The sequence below is a fragment of the Pseudoxanthomonas sp. GW2 genome, from assembly GCF_000283075.1.
GTDB lineage: Bacteria > Pseudomonadota > Gammaproteobacteria > Xanthomonadales > Xanthomonadaceae > Pseudoxanthomonas.
Map to the genome: position 1 here is coordinate 23,492 of NZ_ALIP01000111.1, position 19,366 is coordinate 42,857.

The window sequence follows — 19,366 nt, forward strand, 5'->3', positions numbered from 1 at the left end:
TCAGCCGACCAGGGTGGGCTGGCGCGTGCCGCAGTGGGCCACGCAACGCTCGATCCGGTCGAAGCCACCGATGCCGTACCAGAACACTTTCCACTTCTCCTGCTTGATGCAGCCGTCGGACTCGGCGTAGTAGAAGATGTTGACCTGGTTGTTGTGGCGCGAGCGCCAGAACAGCTCCGGCGTTTCCTCGCGCATCACGTTCCACACCGCCCGGCCCAGGCCCTCGCCCTGGGCGTCGTCCAGCACCGCGAACTTGTCCAGGTAGGTGCCGGCCTCGGTGCGCACCAGGACCACCGCCGCGCGGTAGTTCTCGCTGACGTAGGCGCGCAGCAGGTCGGTGCGCTCGAAGTAGTCCGGCACCAGCTCGCGGCCGAAGCTGGACTCGATCAGCGCCTTGATCCGCGCCAGGTCCAGGTCGCGCCACGACTCCACCCGCAGCACGCGCTCGCCGCGGCGCACCAGGGTGCCGGAGCCCTTGTGGGTGAACAGCTCCTTGGCCAGGTCGGCCGGGCGGGTGATCGACACCGAGGACTCCAGCGGCAGGCTGTCCAGCAGGTCCTTGATCTGCTCGATCTTGACCTTCATGCCGCCGTGGATCCACGGCTGCTGGATCAGGTGCTCGTATTCGGTGGACAGGTTGATCGAGTCGATCACCTTGCCCTTCTCGTCGAGCAGGCCGCCGGTGCCGGTGAGGAAGATGATCTTGTACGGCTGCAGTTCGCGCACCAGCTCGTTGGCGGCGAAGTCGGCGTTGATGTTGAGGATCTGGCCGCTGGGGGTCTCGCCCAGGCTGGTGATCACCGGGATCGAGCCGGCGTTGAGGCTGGCCTCGATCGGCGCCAGGTTGACCTTCCTCACCTCGCCCACCAGGCCGTAGGTGACCTGGTCGAGGTAGTCGGCCTCGAACACGCCGCCGGTGATCGAGGTGGCGCGCACGCCGTTGCGCTGCAGCGCCTCGACCAGCTTGAGGTTGGAGGCCTGGAACACGCGGCGCACGATCGCCAGCGCTTCCGGCGAGGTCACGCGCAGGCCGTTGACGGTCTGCTTCTCGATCCCCGCCGCCGCCAGCTCGGCGTCCAGCTGCGGGCCGGCGCCGTGCAGCACAATCGGGGTCAGGCCGACCTCCTGCAGGAACGCCAGCGAGGAAGTCAGGTCCTCCAGCTCGTCGCGCAGCACCGCGCCGCCGACCTTCACCACCGCGAAGCGCTTGGCGTCGACCTGGGAGAAGCGCTTGAGGTACTGGCTGATCTCCTTGGCGCTGGCCATGCTGGACAGCAGGCGGACGATGGTCTGGCGGGTCTGGATCTGGGTCGGGGTGGCGGGAACGTTCACGGTCGGATGTCGGAGGGAAGGAAGGGCCGGCCCGGGGCCGGCGCGGAAAGGGGTTCGCTCAGCGCGGGCCGTTGATGATGCGGTGGACCGACTCGGCGTAGCCGCGCAGCTGGTCCAGGGTCACGAACTCGTCGGCGGTGTGCGCCTGGGCGATGTCGCCGGGGCCGTACACCAGCGCGGTGTAGCCGCCGGCCGAGAACAGCGAGGCCTCGGTCCAGAAGTCCACGGCGTTGCCGATCGGCAGGCCCAGGGCGTCGGCCACGTCGCGCGCGGCCAGGCGGCGCTCCTCGGCGCGGGCGATGTCGCCGGAGGGCAGGCTCGGGCCGCGGAAGATCTCCTCGAAGTGCGCCGCGGCCGGCTCGGCGAAGCCGGCGAAAGTGGCCAGCAGCTGGTCCACGTCCATCGACGGCAGCGGACGGAAGCCGAAGCGCAGCTCGGCTTCCGGCGCGATCATGTTGGCCTTGATCCCGCCCTCGATGCGGCCGATGTTGAAGCGCAGGCCGGTGAGGCCGCCGAAACGCGCGTGCGCCAGCGACTGCACGTGGTCCAGCGCGCGGTCGCCCCAGCGCACGGCCTGGTGCAATGCGCTGGCGGCCGCGTCCTGCTGGCCGGAGGCGTGTCCGGCGCGGCCCTTGAAGCGCACCAGCACCGAGGAAATGCCACGGTGCGCCAGCACCGCCTGGCCCATGGTCGGCTCGGCCACCAGCACCGCCTCGTAGGGGATGCCGCGCCCGAGGAAGGCGGCGATGCAGCGCGGGTCGTTGGCTTCCTCGTCGGAGGAGAACAGGAACGCGGCGTCGCCGTCGCCGGCATTGGCCGCGGCCACCAGGGCGGCGGCGGCGCCCTTGATGTCGCACACGCCCAGGCCGACCACGCGGTCGTCCAGGCGGCGCATGAGGTGCGGGTCGGCGCTCCAGTGCGGCGAGTCCGGCACCGTGTCCAGGTGCACGTTGAACAGGTACTTCGGCCTGCCGCGCACCGCGTACAGGCTGACAGCGCCGGCGCCGTGGTCCACCACCTGCACCTGGAAGCCGGGCAGGTTCGCGCGCAGGTAGTCGAAGATGCCGCCCTCGGCGGCAATCGCGCGCGGCGGGTTGCGGGTGTCGAAGGACACCAGCTTTTCCAGGTGCGCGAGGGTGGATTGGAGCAGGTCGGTCATGGGGTCCGGTGTGTCAGGCGGAAGCGGCCGCGGACTGGCAGATGTCCGGGCGGAGGAGTTCCATCAGGGTCTGCGGCCGCGCCAGCGCGGCGAAACCGAACTGCGCGTACAGGCCGTGCGCGTCGGAGGTGGCCAGCAGGAAGCGGCGCAGGCCCCGCAGCTGCGGATGCTCCATCACCGCGGCCACCAGCTGCTTGCCGTGGCCGCGCCCGCGGTGCCCGGGCAGCACGAACACGTCGGCCAGGTAGCCGAAGGTGGCGCCGTCGGTGACCACGCGGGCGAAGGCCACCTGGCCGGCGTCCCCGAGGTAGCCGCCGAAGCACAGCGAGCCGGCGATCGCCCGCTCCACCGTCTCCCGCGGGATGCCGCGGCTCCAGTACGCCTCCCGTGACAGGAAACGGTGGATCAGGTCGAGGTCCAGTTCGCTGCGGTCGTTGCTGATGCGCAGTCGGGTCATCGTCACAATCCCTTGCTGAACCCGATGAAGCCGTCCGCACGCGCCCAGCCTTCGCTGGCGTAAAGCGCCTGGGCGGTGGCGTTGTCGACCGTGGTCTGCAGCTCGAGCCGCACCGCCCCGCGCTTGCGCGCGTCCTCGGCGGCCCTGCGCAGCAGCGCCCGGCCCACGCCCCGCCCTCGCGCCTGCGGCGCGACGAACAGGTCGTTGAGCAGCTCGATCGGCGCGGTGCCGACCGAGGTGAACAGCGGATACAGCTGGGTGAAGCCCAGGGCGTTGCCTTGCGCGTCCACCGCCAGCAGCAGGTGCGAGTCGCCGCGCTCCAGGCGCTGGCGCAGGAACGCCGCCGCGCGCGTCGGGTCCGACGGCTGCCCGTAGAACACGCGGTAGCCGTCGAACAGCGCCGCCAGCGCCGGCAGGTCCTCCATGCCGGCGCTGCGTACCAGGATGCGGGCGGCCGCTTCGCTCACGTCAGCGGTTGACCTCGGCCCACAGGGTGCTGCTCATGCCGAACAGCTTGATGAAGCCCTCGGCCTCCTCCACGCCCCAGTCGGCCGACTGGGCATAGGTGGCGCCCTTGGCATTGAGGATGTGCGGCGAGCGGATCGCCACGGCGTCCACGCGGCCGCCGCGGGTCTCCAGCACCACCTCGCCGTTGACCTTGGCCTGCGAGGACTTGAGGAAGGCCTCCAGGTCGGTCTTCAGCGGGTCGTGGTAGAAGCCCTCGTACACCAGCTCCACCCACTTGCGCGCCACTTCCGGCTTGAATCGGTTCTGCTGCTTGGACAGCACCGCCTCCTCCAGCGCGCGGTGCGCGGCCAGCAGCGCGGTCAGGCCCGGGGCCTCGAACACGATGCGGCCCTTCAGGCCGATCACGGTGTCGCCGGTGTACATGCCGCGGCCGACGCCGTACTGGGCGAACATGGTGTTCAGCCGGGCCAGGATCTTCGCGCCCTCCAGCGGCTTGCCGTCCAGCTCCACCGCCTCGCCCTCGACGAACTTCAGGGTCACCCGCAGCGGCTCGGCCGGCCACGCGCTGCGCGGCGCGCACCAGGCGCGGGCGCCCTCGCCCGGGGCTTCCCACTTGTCGATCTCGCCGCCGGACATGGTCACGCCCAGCAGGTTCTCGTTGATGGTGTAGCTCTTCTGCTTGGCGCGCACCTCGAAGCCGCGCTCCTCCAGGTACTTCTGCTCGTAGGCGCGGGTCTGGGTGTGTTCCTTCTGGATCTCGCGGATCGGGGCGACGATGCGGTAGTCGCCCTGGGCCTTGACCGCCAGGTCGAAGCGGACCTGGTCGTTGCCCATGCCGGTGCAGCCGTGGGCGATGGCGTTGGTGCCCAGCTCGGCGGCGCGCCTGAGCGCGGCGTCGACGATCAGGTAGCGGTCGGAGACCAGCAGCGGGTACTGGCCCTGGTAGCCCTCGCCCGCCCACACGAACGGCTTGACGAAGCCGTTCCAGATCGCGGCCCCGCCGTCGACGGTGACATGGCTGGCCACGCCCAGCTCCGCGGCGCGCTGCTCGATGTAGGCGCGCTCCTCGGCATCCACGCCGCCGGTGTCGGCGAACACGGTGTGCACGTTCCAGCCCTGCTCCTTCAGGTAGGGCACGCAGAAGCTGGTATCCAGGCCGCCGGAGAAGGCCAGGACGATGTCGCGGCTGGCTGCCGCGGGATTCGGGATTCGGGATTCGGGATTGGTGGAAGCAGCTTGTGACATGGGGGCGTCTCTCTCAGAAATCAGTAGTAGGCAATGGAGGGGGGATCCGGTCCCGCTCTTTCGAATCACGAATCCCCAATCCCGAATCACCGGCCGCGCACCAGCGCGGCCATCACCGCCTTCTGCACGTGCAGGCGGTTCTCGGCCTCTTCGATGGCGATGCAGTTGGGCGAGTCCATGACCGCGTCGGTGGCCTTGACGTTGCGGCGCAGCGGCAGGCAGTGGCTGAACACGCCGTTGTTGGTCAGGGCCATCTTGGCCTCGTCGACGATGAAGTGCTTGTACTGGTCGCGGATCGGCTTTTCCGGCTCCCAGTTGCCGAAGTACGGCAGCGCCCCCCAGCTCTTGGCATAGACCACGTCGGCACCGCGGTAGGCGTCCTCGATGTCGTGGCTGATGCGGAAGGAGCCGCCGCTCTCGGCCACGTTCTGGTTGGCCCAGCCGATGTAGCGCTCGTCGAGGATGTACTCCGGGGTCGGGCACAGCAGGGTCACGTCCATGCCCAGGCGGGTGGCGATGGTCAGGGCGGAGTTGGCCACCGCGGTGTTCAGCGGCTTGGGGTGGTAGGTCCAGGTCAGGACGTACTTCTTGCCGCGCAGGTCGGTGGTGCCGAAGTGCTCCTGCAGGGCGAGGGCGTGGGCCAGCTCCTGGCACGGGTGGGTGATCGTCTCCATGTTGATCACCGGCACCGTCGAGTACTTCGCGAAGGCCTTGAGCACGCGGTCCTCGCGGTCGTAGCTCCAGTCCTTGAACTTGGGGAAGGCGCGCACGCCGATCAGGTCCACGTAGCGGGCCAGCACGCGCGCCACCTCGGCGATGTGCTCCTCGGTGTCGCCGTCCATCACCGTGCCCAGGTCGAACTCGATCGGCCACGCGTCCTTGCCCGGCTGCAGCACGATGGCGTGGCCGCCGAGCTGGAAGGCGCCCAGCTCGAAGCTGGTGCGGGTGCGCATGGACGGGTTGAAGAACACCAGCGCGATCGAGCGTCCCTTGAGCTCGCTGCCCAGCTTGTTGCGCTTGAACGCGGCGGCTTCGGCGAGCAGCGCATCCAGGTCCGGGCGGCTCCAGTCCTGGGTGTTGAGGAAGTGCTTGAGAGACATCGATCGATCCCTTGCGGTGTTGGCCGGCGGGCCGGCGTGGGGTGATGCTTTAGCTGGGAAAAGTCCTTTGCGCATGAAACCGTTGCCGTGCCAGAAACGAAAAAACCCAGCCTGGGGCTGGGTTCTCGAACGGACAGCACGACACTCCGGTCACCCAGCGGAAAAGTGGGATTCCGGTCGGCGCGCACGCGAGGTCATCCCGGAGGCCATCCGGGCGGCGCTCGCAGCGTGCGGCTGAAGGTCGGTATTCATGGGCCGGTGATGGTCGCACGCACCTGCGGCGCGTGCAAGTCCGCAGGCCGCCTCAGGGGGAATGCGCGGGCTCGCCCACCCAGGGGGTCACCGAGACCCGGATCCGCAGCCGGTTGCCGGGGTCCTCAGCCAGGCGCGAGCGGTACTTGGTGCCCTTGTAGACGTAGTCCACGTCGTAGGCGATCGGCCGCTGGAACTGGCGCTCGACCTGGACCAGGCGGCAGTTGGCGCCGCCGCGGGGCGTGGCCGAGACCGGGGCCGGGTCCGGCTTGGCCCGCGGCGTCTCCTCGCGGAACATGCCCTTGACCGACTCCACCATCCGCTCCAGCACCCCCGGGGATTCAGCGCCGGCCTTGCTCGCCCGCGAACGCACCTCCACCACCGGGACGTCGTCGCAGCGCTCCTCGGTGCGGGTGGCGCGCAGGGTCTGGTAGACCGGCTCCACCCGCAGCACCTGGGCGTAATCGAAGCGGACGTTCTCGGCGGGAACGACCCGGACCGGTGCTTCGGGCTGTTCGCCCTTGCGGCTGTCCGGCTCCTGGGCCCCCGCAGCCAGCCCGAACGAGCAGGCCAGGCACAGCACGGGGATTTGCAACGACAGTCGCATTGGTACCAGTGGGGGGCGAACGGAGGCTCCAGTGTAGGGATCGCGCCTTGAACGCCGCTGAACCGCCGCGCCCCCGCGGCGGCCGCGGGCCGGCCACCCGGTCCGCAGGCTAGAATGCGCGGCTCGTCCCCGGTATCCCGTGCCGATGTCCCTGCGCCTGTACAACAGCCTGACGCGCCAGGTCGAAGCCTTCCAGCCACTCGACCCCGCCTGCCCCACCATGTACGTGTGCGGGCCCACGGTCTACAACTACGTGCACATCGGCAACGCCCGCGGCCCGGTGGTGTTCGGGGTCCTGGCCGCGCTGCTGCGCCGGCGTCACGGCGCCCTGAAGTACGCGCGCAACATCACCGACGTGGACGACAAGATCAATGCCGCCGCGGCCGAACAGGGCGTGCCGATCTCGGCGATCACCGAGCGCTTCGCCGCCGCCTACCGCGAGGACATGGCCGCGCTGGGCGTGGCCGGCGACTTCGCCCCGGACATCGAGCCCACCGCCACCGGCCACATCGCGCACATGATCGCGATGATCCAGGGCCTGATCGAGGCCGGCCATGCCTACGCCGCCGAGGGCCACGTGCTGTTCTCGGTGGCCAGCTTCGCCGACTACGGCCGCCTCTCGCGCCGCGACACCGAGGAGATGCTGGCCGGCGCCCGGGTCGAGGTGGCCCCGTACAAGCGCGACCCGGGCGACTTCGTGCTGTGGAAGCCCTCCAGCGACGACCTGCCCGGCTGGGATTCGCCCTGGGGCCGCGGCCGCCCGGGCTGGCACATCGAGTGCTCGGCCATGGCCGAGGCCCATCTGGGCACGACCATCGACATCCACGCCGGCGGCATCGACCTGCAGTTCCCGCACCACGAGAACGAGATCGCGCAGAGCCAGTGCGCCCACGGCGGCGCGCCGTTCGCCCGCTTCTGGCTGCACAACGGCATGCTCAACTTCGGCGGCGCCAAGATGAGCAAGTCGCTGGGCAACATCGAGAAGGTCCACGACCTGGTGCGCGCGCACCCGCCGGAGGCACTGCGCTACGCGCTGATGTCGGCCCACTACCGGCAGCCGCTGGAGTGGTCCGACGCCCTGGTCGAGCAGTCGGTGCGCACCCTGGACCGGCTGTACGGCACCCTGCGCGACCTGGCCGGCGTGGACGCACAGCCGGCGATCCCCGCCGCGGTCGAGGCGGCGCTGGACGACGACCTCAACACCCCGCTGGCGCTGGCCGAGCTGGCCCGCATCGCCGGCGAGGCGCGCAAGGCGACCGACGCCGGCGAGCGTGCGCGGCTGAAGTCCGAGCTGCTGGGCGCCGGCCTGGCCCTGGGCCTGCTGCAGCAGGCGCCGGAAGCCTGGTTCAACCGCGGCGCCTCCGGCGAGGACGACGCCCGGATCCAGGCCCTGGTGGACGAGCGCAGCGCGGCCAAGAAGGCGCGCGACTTCGCCCGCGCCGACGCCATCCGCGACCAGCTGGCGGCCGAAGGCATCCTGCTGGAGGACACGCCCCAGGGGCCGCGCTGGAAGCGGGCCTGACCCGCTTCCTGGTGCCCGGGCAGGACTGCCCCGGGCTGGCGGCCGGAATCTCCCGGCCGCGCCAGGGACGGCCCGCCACAACCACAGAGAAACCCGTGACCACTTCCCCCTTCCCGCTCGAACCCACCGCCGCCGAGGCGCAGACCGCCATCCGCGACGAGTTCGCGTTCTTCGCCGACTGGGCCGAGCGCTACCAGTACCTGATCGACCTGGGCCGCAAGCTGCCGCCGTTCCCGGAGGAATGGAAGACCGAGGAACACCGCCTGCACGGCTGCCAGTCGATGGTCTGGATCGTGCCGCAGGGCAACCGCGATCGCCTGGAGTTCCATGCGATCAGCGACTCGGCCATCGTCTCCGGCCTGATCTACCTGGCCCTGCGGGTCTACTCCGGCCGTCCGGCGGAGGAAATCCTGGCCACCGAGCCGGACTACATCGCCGACATCGGCCTTGCCAGGCACCTGTCGCCGACCCGCAGCAACGGCCTGGCCTCGCTGCTGGCCTTCATCCGCGACACCGCGCGCAGCCAGGCCTGAGGTGGAGGCGGTCCCGGAAACCCCGCCCGGCTCGCCGCTGCGCGAAGGTGGTTTCCGGATCCTGCTCGGCTACCGCCTGTTCGCGATCCTGTCCTACCAGATCGTCGCGGTCACGGTCGGCTGGCACGTCTACGAGCTGACCCGCGACACCTTCGCCCTGGGCCTGGTCGGCCTGGCCGAGGTGCTGCCGTACATCGGCATGGCCCTGTTCGCCGGCTACCTGGTCGACCACCTGCCCAAGCGCCGGCTGGGTGCGCTGGCCACCGCCGGGCTGTGCGCCACCGCGGTGCTGCTGGTGCTGGTCGCGGCCGGGCGCATCGCCCCCGGCGCCACCTGGCCGATCTACGCGGCCATCGTGCTGACCGGCCTGGTCCGCGCCTTCCTCACCCCGGTGTACACCGCGCTGTTCGCGCGGGTGCTGCCGCGCGCCCAGTTCGCGCGCGGCGCCAGCATCGGCAGCGTGGTGTTCCAAGGCGGACTGGTGTGCGGCCCGGCGCTGGGCGGCGTGCTGGTCGGGCTGGCTGGCAAGACGGTGGCCTACGGCGTGGCCGCGGTGCTGGCAATGGCCGCCGGCGCGGTGCTGCTGGCGCTGCGGGTGGACGAGCCGCCGGCGGAAGGGCCGCGCGCGCCGGTGTTCGCCAGCATCGGCGAGGGCCTGCGCTTCGTGTTCGGCAACCAGGTGATGCTCGGCGCACAGGCGCTGGACCTGTTCGCGGTGCTGTTCGGCGGGGCGATCTCGCTGGCGCCGGCCTTCATCCGCGAGATCCTGCACTACGGCCCGGAAGGCCTGGGCATCCTGCGCGCGGCCCCGGCCCTGGGCGCGGTGGCGGTGGGCCTGGTGCTGGCGCGGCACGTGCCCGGGCGCAACGCCGGGCGCCTGTTGCTGTGGGCGGTAGCCGGGTTCGGGCTTTGCATCATCGGCTTCGGCCTGTCGCGGCACTTCTGGCTGTCGGCGTTCTTCCTGCTGCTGTCCGGCGCCTGCGATGGCGTGTCGGTGGTGCTGCGCTCGACCATCATGCAGCTGGTCACCCCCGACGGCATGCGCGGGCGGGTGGCCTCGATCAACGGCATTTTCATCGGCTCGTCCAACGAACTGGGCGCGTTCTACGCCGGCTCCCTGGCGCGCCTGCTGGGCCTGGTCCCGGCGGTGGTACTGGGCGGCTGCGTCACCCTGGGCGTGGTCGCCACCACCGCGGTAAAGGCGCCGCGGCTGCGGCGACTGGATCTGCGCAAGCTCTGACCTACCCGCACCCCGCATGGCCCGACAGGACCGACGGCCTTGCCGGGCCGCCGTCAGGTGACGCGCGGCGGTGGCGGAGACGACCGCTGTGGGGTGCCGCGGACTCCGGACGGAGCCGCGCCGCACCGGGGCATGGCATCGCGCGACTCCGCGTCCGGCTCCAGGGCGGAGGTGAGGGTCGTGGTGCCAGCGGCGTTGGAGAAGCGCCGGCCCGCGTCCCCGGACGCGGGCGTCCGGCGGCATGGGCGCAGTGGCGCGCGCACATGCCGGCCCACCCCGTCGGCGAGGACTGGAAAAACAAAGCCCGCCGTGAGGCGGGCCTTGTCGCCATGCTTGCGGGAGCGGGCTTACTCGCCCTGCTGCTTCTGCAGGTGCTCCCAGCGCTCCTGGGCATCGATGGTGCGCTCGGCGGTCAGGCGCGCCTCCAGGCGCTCCAGGCCGATTTCCTCGCCGGTGTCGACGCAGTAGCCGTAGTCGCCGGCCTCCAGGCGCTTGAGCGTGCTGTCGATCTTGCCGATCAGCTTGCGGTAGCGGTCGCGGGTGCGCAGCTCCAGCGAGTTCTCGGTCTCGCGGGTGGCACGCTCGGCTTCGTCGCCGATGTCGCGCACTTCGTCCTTGAGGTTCTCGATGGTCTGCTTGGACTCCTCGACCAGGTCGGCGCGCCACTGCAGCAGCCGCTGCCGGAAGTACTCCAGCTGCAGCGGGTTCATGTACTCCTCGTCGGGCGAGGGCTTGTAGCCTTCCGGAAGGATGGGACGTCCGGTGGCTTCGTCGATCTTGTATTCCACGACCTTCCTGCGGGTGGGGGCCGGGCTCACATTGTCGGTCTTTTTGGACACCACGGCGACGGCGACCTTGCCCGGGGTCCCCGGGGCGGTCGGGACCGGCTTGGCCGGAGCGTTGGAGCTGGGGGATTTCGGTGCGGGCACTGGCTTTTCTTGCGGAGTTGCGGCGACCGGTGCCTGGTGGACCTTGCGGGTTTCCGGCTGGGCGGTCGCGGTAACGGGTGCGGTCGTCCTGGCGGACTTGGCGGCGGGGGTTTTGGTCTTGCTGGCCGGCTTGGGAGCAGCCGGGGTGGCGACCTTGCGGGGGGCCTGCTTGGCAGCCTTGGCCGGGGTCGCCTGCCGGGCGGTGGTCTTCGCCGCCGCGGCCTTGGTGGTGGGCTTGCTGGTCCGGGTTGCCGCCGCCTTCTTCGCGGGCGCGGCCTTGCTGGCAGCCACCTTCTTCGCCGGAGCCTTCTTCGCCGGCGCCGCGGCCTTCTTCACCGCAGCCACCTTGGCGGGCTTCTTCGCCGCCGGCTTGGCGGCCTTGGTCGCCTTGGCCACCGCCACCGCCTTCTTGGCGGGCTTGGCGACCTTGCCGGCCGCCACCTTCTTGGCGGCAGGCTTGGCGGTCTTCCCTGTCGCCTTGGCAACGGGGGAAGGCTTCTTGGCCGGCTTGGCGGCCTTCTTCACGGGTTTCTTGGCAGCCACGTACGAAGGTTCCTCCGAAGTTTTCCCCGCCTCAGCGGGAAAGCGCGCCTTTATAGCCCACCCCATCCCGGGCGGCAACCTCACGGGGTGGCGGGTATCATGCGGCGGTGATCACACGCCTGCTCATCATGATGCTGCGCTTTTACAAGCGCTTCATCAGTCCCATGCTGGGGCCGCGTTGCCGGTTCGTGCCCAGCTGTTCTGAATACGCGATGCAGGCGATCGAGCGGCATGGCCCGCTGCGCGGCAGCTGGCTGGCCGCCCGCCGCATCGGCCGCTGCCACCCCCTCCATCCGGGCGGCTACGACCCCGTCCCTGACCGCCCGCACGATTCCTGCCAAGGACACCACTGATGCCCTCCACTCTCATCACCAACGCCCGCCTGGTCAACGAAGGACGCCAGACCGAAGGCGACCTGCGCATCGAGAACGGGCGCATCGCCGCCATCGGCAGCGGGCTGCAGGCGCGCGCGGGCGAGGAAGTCGTGGACGCCCGCGGGCGCTGGCTGCTGCCGGGGATGATCGATGACCAGGTGCACTTCCGCGAGCCGGGCCTGACCCACAAGGGCGACATCGCCAGCGAGTCGGCCGCGGCCGTGGCCGGCGGCCTGACCAGCTTCATGGACATGCCCAACACCAACCCGCCGACCCTGGACGCGGCGGCGCTGGAAGCCAAGTACGCCGCGGCCGCCGGCCGCGCCTGGGGCAACCACGGCTTCTACCTGGGCGCCAGCAACGACAACCTCGAGGCGGTGCGCTCGCTGGACCCGAAGGCCGCGCCGGGCATCAAGGTGTTCATGGGCGCCTCCACCGGCAACATGCTGGTGGACGACCCGGAGACCCTGGACGGGATCTTCCGCGAGGCCCCGACCCCGATCATCACCCACTGCGAGGACACCCCGACCATCGACCGCACGATGGCCGAGTTCAAGGAAAAGTACGGCGCCGACGGCCTGAACGCCGCCATGCACCCGGACATCCGTTCGCGCGAGGCCTGCATCAAGTCCACCCGCCTGGCCATGGAGCTGGCGCGCCGGCACGGCACCCGCCTGCACGTGCTGCACATCTCCACCGCCGACGAGCTGGCCCTGTTCGAGCGCGGCCCGCTGCTGGGCGCCGACGGCAAGGTGCGCAAGAAGATCACCGCCGAAACCTGCATCCACTTCCTGCGCTTCGACCGCGCCGACTACGCGCGGCTGGGCAACTTCATCAAGTGCAATCCGGCGATCAAGGACGCCTCCGACCGCCAGGCCCTGGTCCAGGCCCTGGTGGACGACGTGATCGACGTGCTGGCCACCGACCACGCCCCGCACACCCTGGAGGAGAAGCAGAAGCCCTACCTGCAGGCGCCGTCGGGCCTGCCGCTGGTGCAGTACGCGCTGCTGGCGGCGATCGAGCTGGTGCACGAGGGCAGGCTGACCATCACCCGGGTGGTGGAGAAGGCCAGCCATGCCCCGGCGCGGCTGTTCGACGTCAAGGAGCGTGGCTTCCTGCGCGAGGGCTACTGGGCCGACCTAGTGCTGGTCGAGGACAGCCCGCTGACCGTGCGCCGCGAGGACGTGCTGTCCAAGTGCGGCTGGTCGCCGTTCGAGGGCACCACCTTCCGCTCGCGCATCGCCTCGACCTGGGTCAACGGCCAGCTGGCGTGGAACGGCCGCGAGCTGGTCGGCGCCCCCGCCGGCCGCCGCCTGCAGTTCGCCCGCTGATGCGGCACGCGCTTGCCGCGGCGCGCCTGGCGCTGCTGGGACTGGTGCTGCTGGGACTGGTGCTGGCGGTCGTCCCGCTCGCGTCCGCGCAGGACGACACCCGGGTGGTGTTCCCTGCCAGCGTCCAGCAGGGCGCCATGGTGATCGGCAAGGTCCCGCCGGGCAGCCGGGTCGAACACGCCGGCCGCGTCCTGCGCACCACCGGCTACGGCACGGTGGTATTCGGTGTCGGCCGCGACCAGGCCGGACCGGTCGAGGTCAGCGTGGTCCGTCCGGATGGCACGCGCGGCATCGAGCGCATCGCGGTGACTCCGCGCGACTGGCCGGTGCAGCGCGTCGATGGCGTGCCGCCGAAGACCGTGGACCCGCCGCCGGCGATCGCCGAACGCATCGCCCGCGAACAGGCCCAGGTCACCGCGGCGCGTGCCCGCGACGACGACCGCGCCGATTTCGCCCAGCGCTTCATCTGGCCGGTGCAGGGCCGCATCAGCGGCCGCTTCGGCAACCAGCGCGTGTACAACGGCAAGCCCGGCTCGGCGCATTCGGGCATGGACATCGCCGCCCCCAACGGCACCCCGGTCAAGGCGCCGGCTGCCGGCGTGGTCACCTTCGCCGGTCCGGACCTGTACCTCACCGGCGGCACCGTGCTGCTGGACCACGGCTTCGGCATCAGCTCCAACTTCCTGCACCTGTCGCGGATCGACGTGAAGGTGGGTGACCGGGTGGAACAGGGCCAAGTGGTCGGCGCGGTGGGCGCGACCGGACGCGCGACCGGTCCGCATCTGCATTGGGGGATGAACTGGTTCGATGTGCGCATCGATCCCCTGCTGGTGCTGGAGCGCCCCTGAAAAAGGTGGTTCACCAACGCTGCGCGCAGCGGCGGGTTCATCTAGACCGCGATCCCTGGGATCTTGGTGTACATCGGGGCGCGGTTCGATGTGCGCATCGACCCCTTGCTGGTGCTTGAGCGCCCCTAGGCTGGCTGTTCACCAGCGCTGCGTGCGGCGGGGGGGTCATCTCCACCGCGGTCCCCGGGTACGCCGGGCGCAGTTCGATGTGCACGTTGCCCGTCGCTGGTACTTGAGTGCTCCTGGGCTGATTGTTCACCAACGCAGCGCGCGGCGTGTTCGTCATACCGCACACGCGGCGGAGATGTGATTTGATGCCACGCTCCCCCGCTTCTGGTACAGAAGCGGGATGAGCCAGCATCCCTGCCCTGCCCTCCGGTCCCTGCCCGCCATCCGCATGGCCGGTCCGCTACTGCTGGCCGCCACCTGCGCCTGCGCGGCTCCGCCAGCGCAGCGCGCTGCATCCACCGCTCCCGACACCAGCGGACCCATCGCCAGCAAACCTCCCATCGAACAGCCGCCCGGCAAGGACCTCCCCCGCCCCGGCCAGCCAGGCTACGAGGTCCCTGGCAGCCGCATCGTGGTGCCGACGCGGATGCAGCCTGGCAGCCAGGCCACCGCGAAGGTCCCTGTCGGGTCGATCGTCGAGGCATTCGGCACGCGCATGGAAGCCACCGACGGAAGGGTCCTGCTGCAGGCGCCGACCACGCCCGGCCGTTACGACGTGCGCGTGACAGCGCCGGACAGGCCGCCGATGAAGCTGGTGGTCGAAGTCGCAACGCCTTGAATCTTCGAACCCGCTGCAAGCATTGCTTGCAGGCCATTGTCCTGAACGCAAACTAAAGCTAGTTTCACTGGGCACGGTCTCGATGCCGTGGCGCTTCCCAGCACAAGGACAGCAAATGAACACGAAGTTCCCGATCCGTGGGCGCAGGTCCCGTGGACACTCCGCCTTGGCGCTTGCCATCGCTGCCGGAATCTCCTCCCTGGCCGCACTGCCGGCCACTGCCGCCACCTTCGACAGCCTGGAGCAGCACGCGGCAAAGGCCGCGGTTGCCAATGCGTTCCGCATGACGCGGCCGCAGGTCGAACGTTCGGCCACTTTCGTGCTGCCGCAGGATGCTTTCAGCCGCACCTGGCAGGCGGTCACGCCCGGCAACCCGGGCGACCCCGCATCCTGGGCCGACGAGGAGTTCCAGGGCGACTGGGGCCTGGCCGCGATCAATGCCCAGCACGCATACGCGCGCGGTCTCAGCGGCGCCGGTATCCGCCTGGGCCTGCTGGACACTGGCGTCAGCTTCGCCGACCACACCGAATTCGCCGGCAAGGACCACCGCGGCCTGGAGATGGCCGACCTACTGGAGGATGGGACGCGCTGCAGCTCCACGACCGTGCTTGGCGGCCCTGACGCCTGCTTCTATTCCCGCGGCGACCAGAGCGCGATCATCGCCGAGTGGTGGGATCCGGAGCTGCAGGACTATTTCCCCAACCCGGCCAACGACTACCTCTGGGACAACACGTTCCTCTACTTCAATACCCACGGCATGCACGTGGCCGGCACCATCGCCGCCAACCGCGATGGCGATGGCATGCACGGCGTGGCCTTCGGCGCCGACCTGAGCGCGGCGCGCCTGTTCAACGACTCGCTGACCGTGGTCGACCTGGACTGCATCTTCCTCAACGACTGCCTGGAACTGGGCACCAGCGCCAGTGCCAGCGCGTTCGAGCACATGTACGACCAGGCGATCGCGCAGGGCGTGCGCGCGATGAACCACAGCTGGGGCTACACCTACTACGCCTACACCCCGGAAGTGGCGGAGGCCTACCACGACCTGCTGATGGCCGACCCGCGCATCGGCGCGATCCACCAGGCCATCGCCGACGCCTCGCTGCAGTCGGGCATGATCCAGGTGTTCTCCGCCGGCAACACCAACGTCATCATCCCGACCCCGGCCCAGAGCCCGGAGCCGACCCTGCCGGCCACCCTGCCTGCGATCATCCCGGAGATCGAGCAGTACTGGGTCAGCGTGGTGAACCTCAACGAGAACCTCACCCTCAGCAACCGCTCGATGAAGTGCGGCATCTCCGCACAATGGTGCATCGCGGCGCCCGGCACGAACATCCTCTCCACCGTGCTCGACGAACGGGGCAACGAGGATGGCGACTGGCTCGGCGACTGGGAGTTCGACGAGGCCGGCAACCTGCACCTGGTCACCGGCGACCGCACCGGCGACCCGGCCTATGAACTGAACTCCGGCACCTCGATGGCCGCCCCGCACGTCACCGGCGCGCTGGGCCTGCTGTTCGAGCGCTTCCCCTACCTGACCGGCGCCCAGGTGCGCGACGTCATGCTGACCACCGCCACCGACCTGGGCGAGGAAGGCGTCGACGAGATCTACGGCTGGGGCCTGCTGAACCTGGAGAAGGCGATCGAGGGCTACGGCCTGCTGCGCGTGGACACCAACGTGGTCATGGACGTGGCCGCCGGCGGCAACAAGGTCTGGCAGGGCGGCGCCTGGGACGACTGGACCAACGACATCGGTGGCCCGGGCCGCCTGACCAAGTCCGGCGCCGGCTGGCTGCGCCTGTCCGGCGACAACAGCTTCGCAGGCGCGACCGTCACCTCCGGCATCCTCGAGTTCGACGGCGACAACAGCCTCACCGGCGACGTCCGCGTCGAAGGCGGCACCCTGGTGGTCAACGGCAGCTTCACCGGCAGCCCGCTGGACGTGCTGGGCGGCGTGGCCGTGATCAACGGCAGCTTCGGCGGCGCCCCGACCTTCGTCGGCGCCAACGGCACCATCGGTGGCAGCGGCGTCCTCGGCGACACCCGCGTGGAAGGCACCATCGCCCCGGGCAACTCGATCGGCACCCTGACCATCGACGGCAACTACGTGCAGGAAGCCAACGCACGTTTCATCGCCGAACTGCTGCCGCCGGACCAGGCCGACCTGCTGCGCGTCACCGGCACCGCCACCCTCAACGGCGGCACCCTGGTGGCCAGCAACCTGTCGGGCAACGACTACGTGCTGGGCCAGACCTACCAGATCCTGTCGGCCGAGGGCGGCATCACCGGCGGCTTCGCCGGCATCGATGGCTCGGCGATCTCGCCGTTCCTGTCGCTGTCGCTGCTGCAGGCCGCCAACACGGTCAGCATCGACGTGGCCCGCGGTGCGTCCCTGGCCAGCGCCGGCACCACCGCCAACCAGCGTGCCGCCGCCGCGGCCGTGGATGCCCTGGCGGACACCAACACCCTGGTCCTGACCGCCACCCAGCTGTCGCTGGCCGAAGCCCCGGCCGCGTTCGACAGTCTGAGCGGCGAAGTCCACGCCAGCGCCCGCCAGGTGCTGCTGGAGGGCAGCCGCCTGGTCCGCGATGCAGCCCTGGATCGTGCCGCCGGCGGTGGCGCGTTCGGCCGCCAGGCCGAGGGTGCGACCGGCGCCTGGGTCCAGGTCCAGCACCAGGGCGGTGACTTCGGTGGTGACGGCAACGCCGCCGAGGTCCGCTACAACAGCGACGCGGTCCTGGTCGGTGTCGACCACGTGTTCGGCGGCTGGCGCGTTGGCGTCTTCGGCGGCGCCGGCGACAGCGACTTCAACGTGGGCGAGCGTGGTTCCCGCGGCGAGTCCAGCAACCGCCACGCCGGCATCTACGTCGGCAACGCGTGGGGTGCGCTCGGCCTGACCGCCGGCTACAGCCAGAGCTGGAACCGGGTGGAGATCGACCGCAAGGCCGGCTACCGCGGCTTCAGCGACGCGCTGTCCAGCCGTTACGACGCCGACACCAGCCAGCTGTTCGCCGACCTGGGCTACCGCTTCGATGCCGGTTCCATCGGCATCGAGCCGTACCTGCAGTACGCCCGCGTCGAAGTCAGCACCGACGGCTTCAGCGAGAGCGGCGGCGCCGCGGCGCTGGCGGGCCGGGGTGGCGACGCCACCGTGGACATGACCACGGTGGGCCTGCGTTTCGGCGCCGATCTTTCGGCGGAGAACCAGGAGCAGAGCTGGCTGAGCCTGCGCGGCAACCTGGGCTACCGCCATGCCGACGACCAGGTCCAGCGTGCGCAGCTCGCGTTCGCCGGCGGCCAGTCGTTCGAGGTGTCCAGCCCGGCCATCCGCGACAACGCCCTGCTCGCCGAGTTCGGCGTGGCCGCGCGTACCTCGGCCAACAGCCTGCTGGAGCTGGGCGTGAGCCACCTGGAGTCGGACGACGCGGTCGACACCGGCGTCAACGCCCGGTTCACCATCAACTTCTGACCGCCGTGGAACGGAAAAGGGCGCGGCCTCGGCCGCGCCCTTTTTCATGCCCGCCATCCTGGCGCGACTGCGCCGGCAGGGACGTACAACCGCTGGATCAGGCGGCCGGGCCGCTGCCGCTCACGCTGGCCACCGCGTCATGCGGGTGCAGGCTCTCGAAGTGCGACACCGTGGCCTGGTAGTGCTCGATCCGCGGGTCGGCGGACAGCACCGAGGCCACGCGCCGGGCGGCGTCCTCGCAGAACATCAGGTTGGCGGCGTTGAGCTCGGCGAAGGCCTGCTCGTCCTCGCGCTTGACCGCGGTCTGCACCGGGGTGCCCAGCGAGGCCTCCAGGGCGTCGATCAGGGCCACCAGCGGCAGTTCGTCGAACTGCGGGCGCAGCTCCACGCGGACCCTGGCCTCGCTGCGCTGCGCATGCGGGGTGGCCGCCATGCCGCGCTCGGACGACAGCCACTGCGCGATCTCCTCCACCCGCAGCGCCTCGGCATCGCCGAAGTCGGCACGCAGGCGCGCGGCATTGGCCTGGCGCGACAGCGCCGCCGAGCACGGGCAGGTGCTGGAGTACTCCAGGGAGAATCCGAGCACCAGCTTCAGGTGACCATCCTCCAGCAGCGCCTCGATCTCCACCGGGTAGCGCTTCCAGCCGGCGTTGTCGCTGCGCAGGGCGCGGCGCAGCAGCAGCGCCTCGTAGCGCAGGCGCAGGCGCGCGCGGGTGGCCAGGCCGGCCTGGGACTCGACGCTGTCCTGCAGGATGTGGCGCAGGCCGGCCGGGGTGACCTCGTGCCGGGCCAGCTCCTGCTGCAGGCGCAGGTACAGCCGCGACATGTGGATGCCGCGCTCGCCGGCGCGGTGCAGGTTCACCGACAGGTCGGCCTGGGCCGCGACCTGGACATGGCCGCCGGCGCCGTCGGGCACGCGCACCGGGATGGCGATGCCTTCCATGCCAACCCAGTCCAGCGGACGGGCCAGCGCGGCCGGCTGGTAGGCGACGTCCGGCAGCAGGTCGCCGGCGCGGGAGAGATCGGGAGCGGGAAGGGACATGGGAGGGCTGGGGAAGTTCGGGGAAGCATCCGGCCTGGCCGCGGCGGCAGCCGTCGAATGGCCGTGGAAGCGGGAAGGACCGGACTGTCGTTGCCGTGCATTGTAACGGCTGGGGCCGGCCGGCCCGG

The 19,366-nt window shown here is 70.5% G+C and carries 17 protein-coding genes; 8 read left to right on the forward strand and 9 right to left on the reverse strand.

All coding sequences use genetic code 11. From position 1 onward, the window contains the following. The 7 genes from B351_RS0108810 to B351_RS0108840 form a co-directional block, all read right to left on the reverse strand. Positions 1-1,332: an acetylglutamate kinase gene (locus tag B351_RS0108810; RefSeq protein WP_019398672.1), complete on the reverse strand. Its 1,332-nt coding sequence runs from the start codon at positions 1,330-1,332 to the stop codon at positions 1-3. 58 nt (positions 1,333-1,390) lie between these two features. Then, on the reverse strand, positions 1,391-2,491 hold the full coding sequence (locus B351_RS0108815; RefSeq protein WP_019398673.1) for an acetylornithine deacetylase: 1,101 nt from the start codon (positions 2,489-2,491) through the stop codon (positions 1,391-1,393). Between the two features lie 13 nt (positions 2,492-2,504). Beyond that, positions 2,505-2,948, reverse strand: a complete 444-nt coding sequence (locus tag B351_RS0108820; RefSeq protein WP_019398674.1) for a GNAT family N-acetyltransferase — start codon at positions 2,946-2,948, stop codon at positions 2,505-2,507. Positions 2,949-2,950: 2 nt separating this feature from the next. After that, complete coding sequence (locus B351_RS0108825; protein ID WP_019398675.1) at positions 2,951-3,415, reverse strand: GNAT family N-acetyltransferase; 465 nt, start codon at positions 3,413-3,415, stop codon at positions 2,951-2,953. Between the two features lies 1 nt (position 3,416). Beyond that, positions 3,417-4,661, reverse strand: a complete 1,245-nt coding sequence (locus B351_RS0108830) for an argininosuccinate synthase (protein ID WP_019398676.1) — start codon at positions 4,659-4,661, stop codon at positions 3,417-3,419. A gap of 86 nt (positions 4,662-4,747) precedes the next feature. Then, the gene (locus B351_RS0108835) at positions 4,748-5,761 is read right to left on the reverse strand and encodes an N-acetylornithine carbamoyltransferase (RefSeq protein ID WP_019398677.1); all 1,014 of its coding nucleotides are present in this window, start codon (positions 5,759-5,761) and stop codon (positions 4,748-4,750) included. 304 nt (positions 5,762-6,065) lie between these two features. Beyond that, positions 6,066-6,620, reverse strand: a complete 555-nt coding sequence (locus tag B351_RS0108840; RefSeq protein WP_026010527.1) for a hypothetical protein — start codon at positions 6,618-6,620, stop codon at positions 6,066-6,068. Between the two features lie 139 nt (positions 6,621-6,759). Between B351_RS0108840 and cysS the strand changes: the two genes are divergently transcribed. The 3 genes from cysS to B351_RS0108855 all read left to right on the forward strand — a co-directional run bounded on the left by cysS (position 6,760) and on the right by B351_RS0108855 (position 9,915). Next, positions 6,760-8,142, forward strand: a complete 1,383-nt coding sequence (gene cysS / locus B351_RS0108845) for a cysteine--tRNA ligase (protein ID WP_186828163.1) — start codon at positions 6,760-6,762, stop codon at positions 8,140-8,142. A 95-nt stretch (positions 8,143-8,237) separates the two neighbouring features. Continuing rightward, complete coding sequence (locus B351_RS0108850; RefSeq protein ID WP_019398680.1) at positions 8,238-8,675, forward strand: SufE family protein; 438 nt, start codon at positions 8,238-8,240, stop codon at positions 8,673-8,675. A gap of 1 nt (position 8,676) precedes the next feature. Further along, positions 8,677-9,915, forward strand: a complete 1,239-nt coding sequence (locus B351_RS0108855; protein WP_019398681.1) for an MFS transporter — start codon at positions 8,677-8,679, stop codon at positions 9,913-9,915. Between the two features lie 347 nt (positions 9,916-10,262). Here B351_RS0108855 and dksA read toward each other — a convergent pair whose 3' ends face one another. Then, the gene (gene dksA, locus B351_RS17330; protein ID WP_083852425.1) at positions 10,263-11,387 is read right to left on the reverse strand and encodes an RNA polymerase-binding protein DksA; all 1,125 of its coding nucleotides are present in this window, start codon (positions 11,385-11,387) and stop codon (positions 10,263-10,265) included. A 128-nt stretch (positions 11,388-11,515) separates the two neighbouring features. Here dksA and yidD point away from each other — a divergent pair, with 128 nt between their 5' ends. The 5 genes from yidD to B351_RS0108890 all read left to right on the forward strand — a co-directional run bounded on the left by yidD (position 11,516) and on the right by B351_RS0108890 (position 18,196). Next, on the forward strand, positions 11,516-11,740 hold the full coding sequence (gene yidD, locus B351_RS0108870; RefSeq protein WP_050992166.1) for a membrane protein insertion efficiency factor YidD: 225 nt from the start codon (positions 11,516-11,518) through the stop codon (positions 11,738-11,740). Next, on the forward strand, positions 11,740-13,092 hold the full coding sequence (locus B351_RS0108875; protein WP_019398685.1) for a dihydroorotase: 1,353 nt from the start codon (positions 11,740-11,742) through the stop codon (positions 13,090-13,092). The genes yidD and B351_RS0108875 overlap by 1 nt, the downstream gene beginning before the upstream one ends. Next, the gene (locus B351_RS0108880) at positions 13,092-13,940 is read left to right on the forward strand and encodes a M23 family metallopeptidase (protein ID WP_019398686.1); all 849 of its coding nucleotides are present in this window, start codon (positions 13,092-13,094) and stop codon (positions 13,938-13,940) included. Before B351_RS0108875 ends, B351_RS0108880 begins: the two co-directional genes overlap by 1 nt. A 349-nt stretch (positions 13,941-14,289) precedes the next feature. Next, positions 14,290-14,727 (forward strand): hypothetical protein, encoded by a 438-nt coding sequence (locus B351_RS0108885; protein WP_050992164.1) that lies wholly within the window; start codon positions 14,290-14,292, stop codon positions 14,725-14,727. Between the two features lie 166 nt (positions 14,728-14,893). After that, entirely contained in the window at positions 14,894-18,196 is a 3,303-nt protein-coding gene (locus tag B351_RS0108890; protein WP_019398688.1) for a S8 family serine peptidase, read from the forward strand. Between the two features lie 97 nt (positions 18,197-18,293). Here B351_RS0108890 and folE2 read toward each other — a convergent pair whose 3' ends face one another. Next, complete coding sequence (gene folE2 / locus B351_RS0108895; protein ID WP_019398689.1) at positions 18,294-19,238, reverse strand: GTP cyclohydrolase FolE2; 945 nt, start codon at positions 19,236-19,238, stop codon at positions 18,294-18,296. Between the last annotated feature and the right edge of the window lie 128 nt (positions 19,239-19,366).

Coding starts and splice junctions, on each gene's coding strand:
- B351_RS0108815 (WP_019398673.1), bottom strand. CDS start 2,491: ATGACCGACCTGCTCCAATCCACCCTCGCGCACCTGGAAAAGCTGGTG.
- B351_RS0108820 (WP_019398674.1), bottom strand. CDS start 2,948: ATGACCCGACTGCGCATCAGCAACGACCGCAGCGAACTGGACCTCGAC.
- B351_RS0108830 (WP_019398676.1), bottom strand. CDS start 4,661: ATGTCACAAGCTGCTTCCACCAATCCCGAATCCCGAATCCCGAATCCC.
- B351_RS0108835 (WP_019398677.1), bottom strand. CDS start 5,761: ATGTCTCTCAAGCACTTCCTCAACACCCAGGACTGGAGCCGCCCGGAC.
- B351_RS0108840 (WP_026010527.1), bottom strand. CDS start 6,620: ATGCGACTGTCGTTGCAAATCCCCGTGCTGTGCCTGGCCTGCTCGTTC.
- yidD (WP_050992166.1), top strand. CDS start 11,516: ATGATGCTGCGCTTTTACAAGCGCTTCATCAGTCCCATGCTGGGGCCG.
- B351_RS0108875 (WP_019398685.1), top strand. CDS start 11,740: ATGCCCTCCACTCTCATCACCAACGCCCGCCTGGTCAACGAAGGACGC.
- B351_RS0108880 (WP_019398686.1), top strand. CDS start 13,092: ATGCGGCACGCGCTTGCCGCGGCGCGCCTGGCGCTGCTGGGACTGGTG.
- B351_RS0108885 (WP_050992164.1), top strand. CDS start 14,290: ATGAGCCAGCATCCCTGCCCTGCCCTCCGGTCCCTGCCCGCCATCCGC.
- folE2 (WP_019398689.1), bottom strand. CDS start 19,238: ATGTCCCTTCCCGCTCCCGATCTCTCCCGCGCCGGCGACCTGCTGCCG.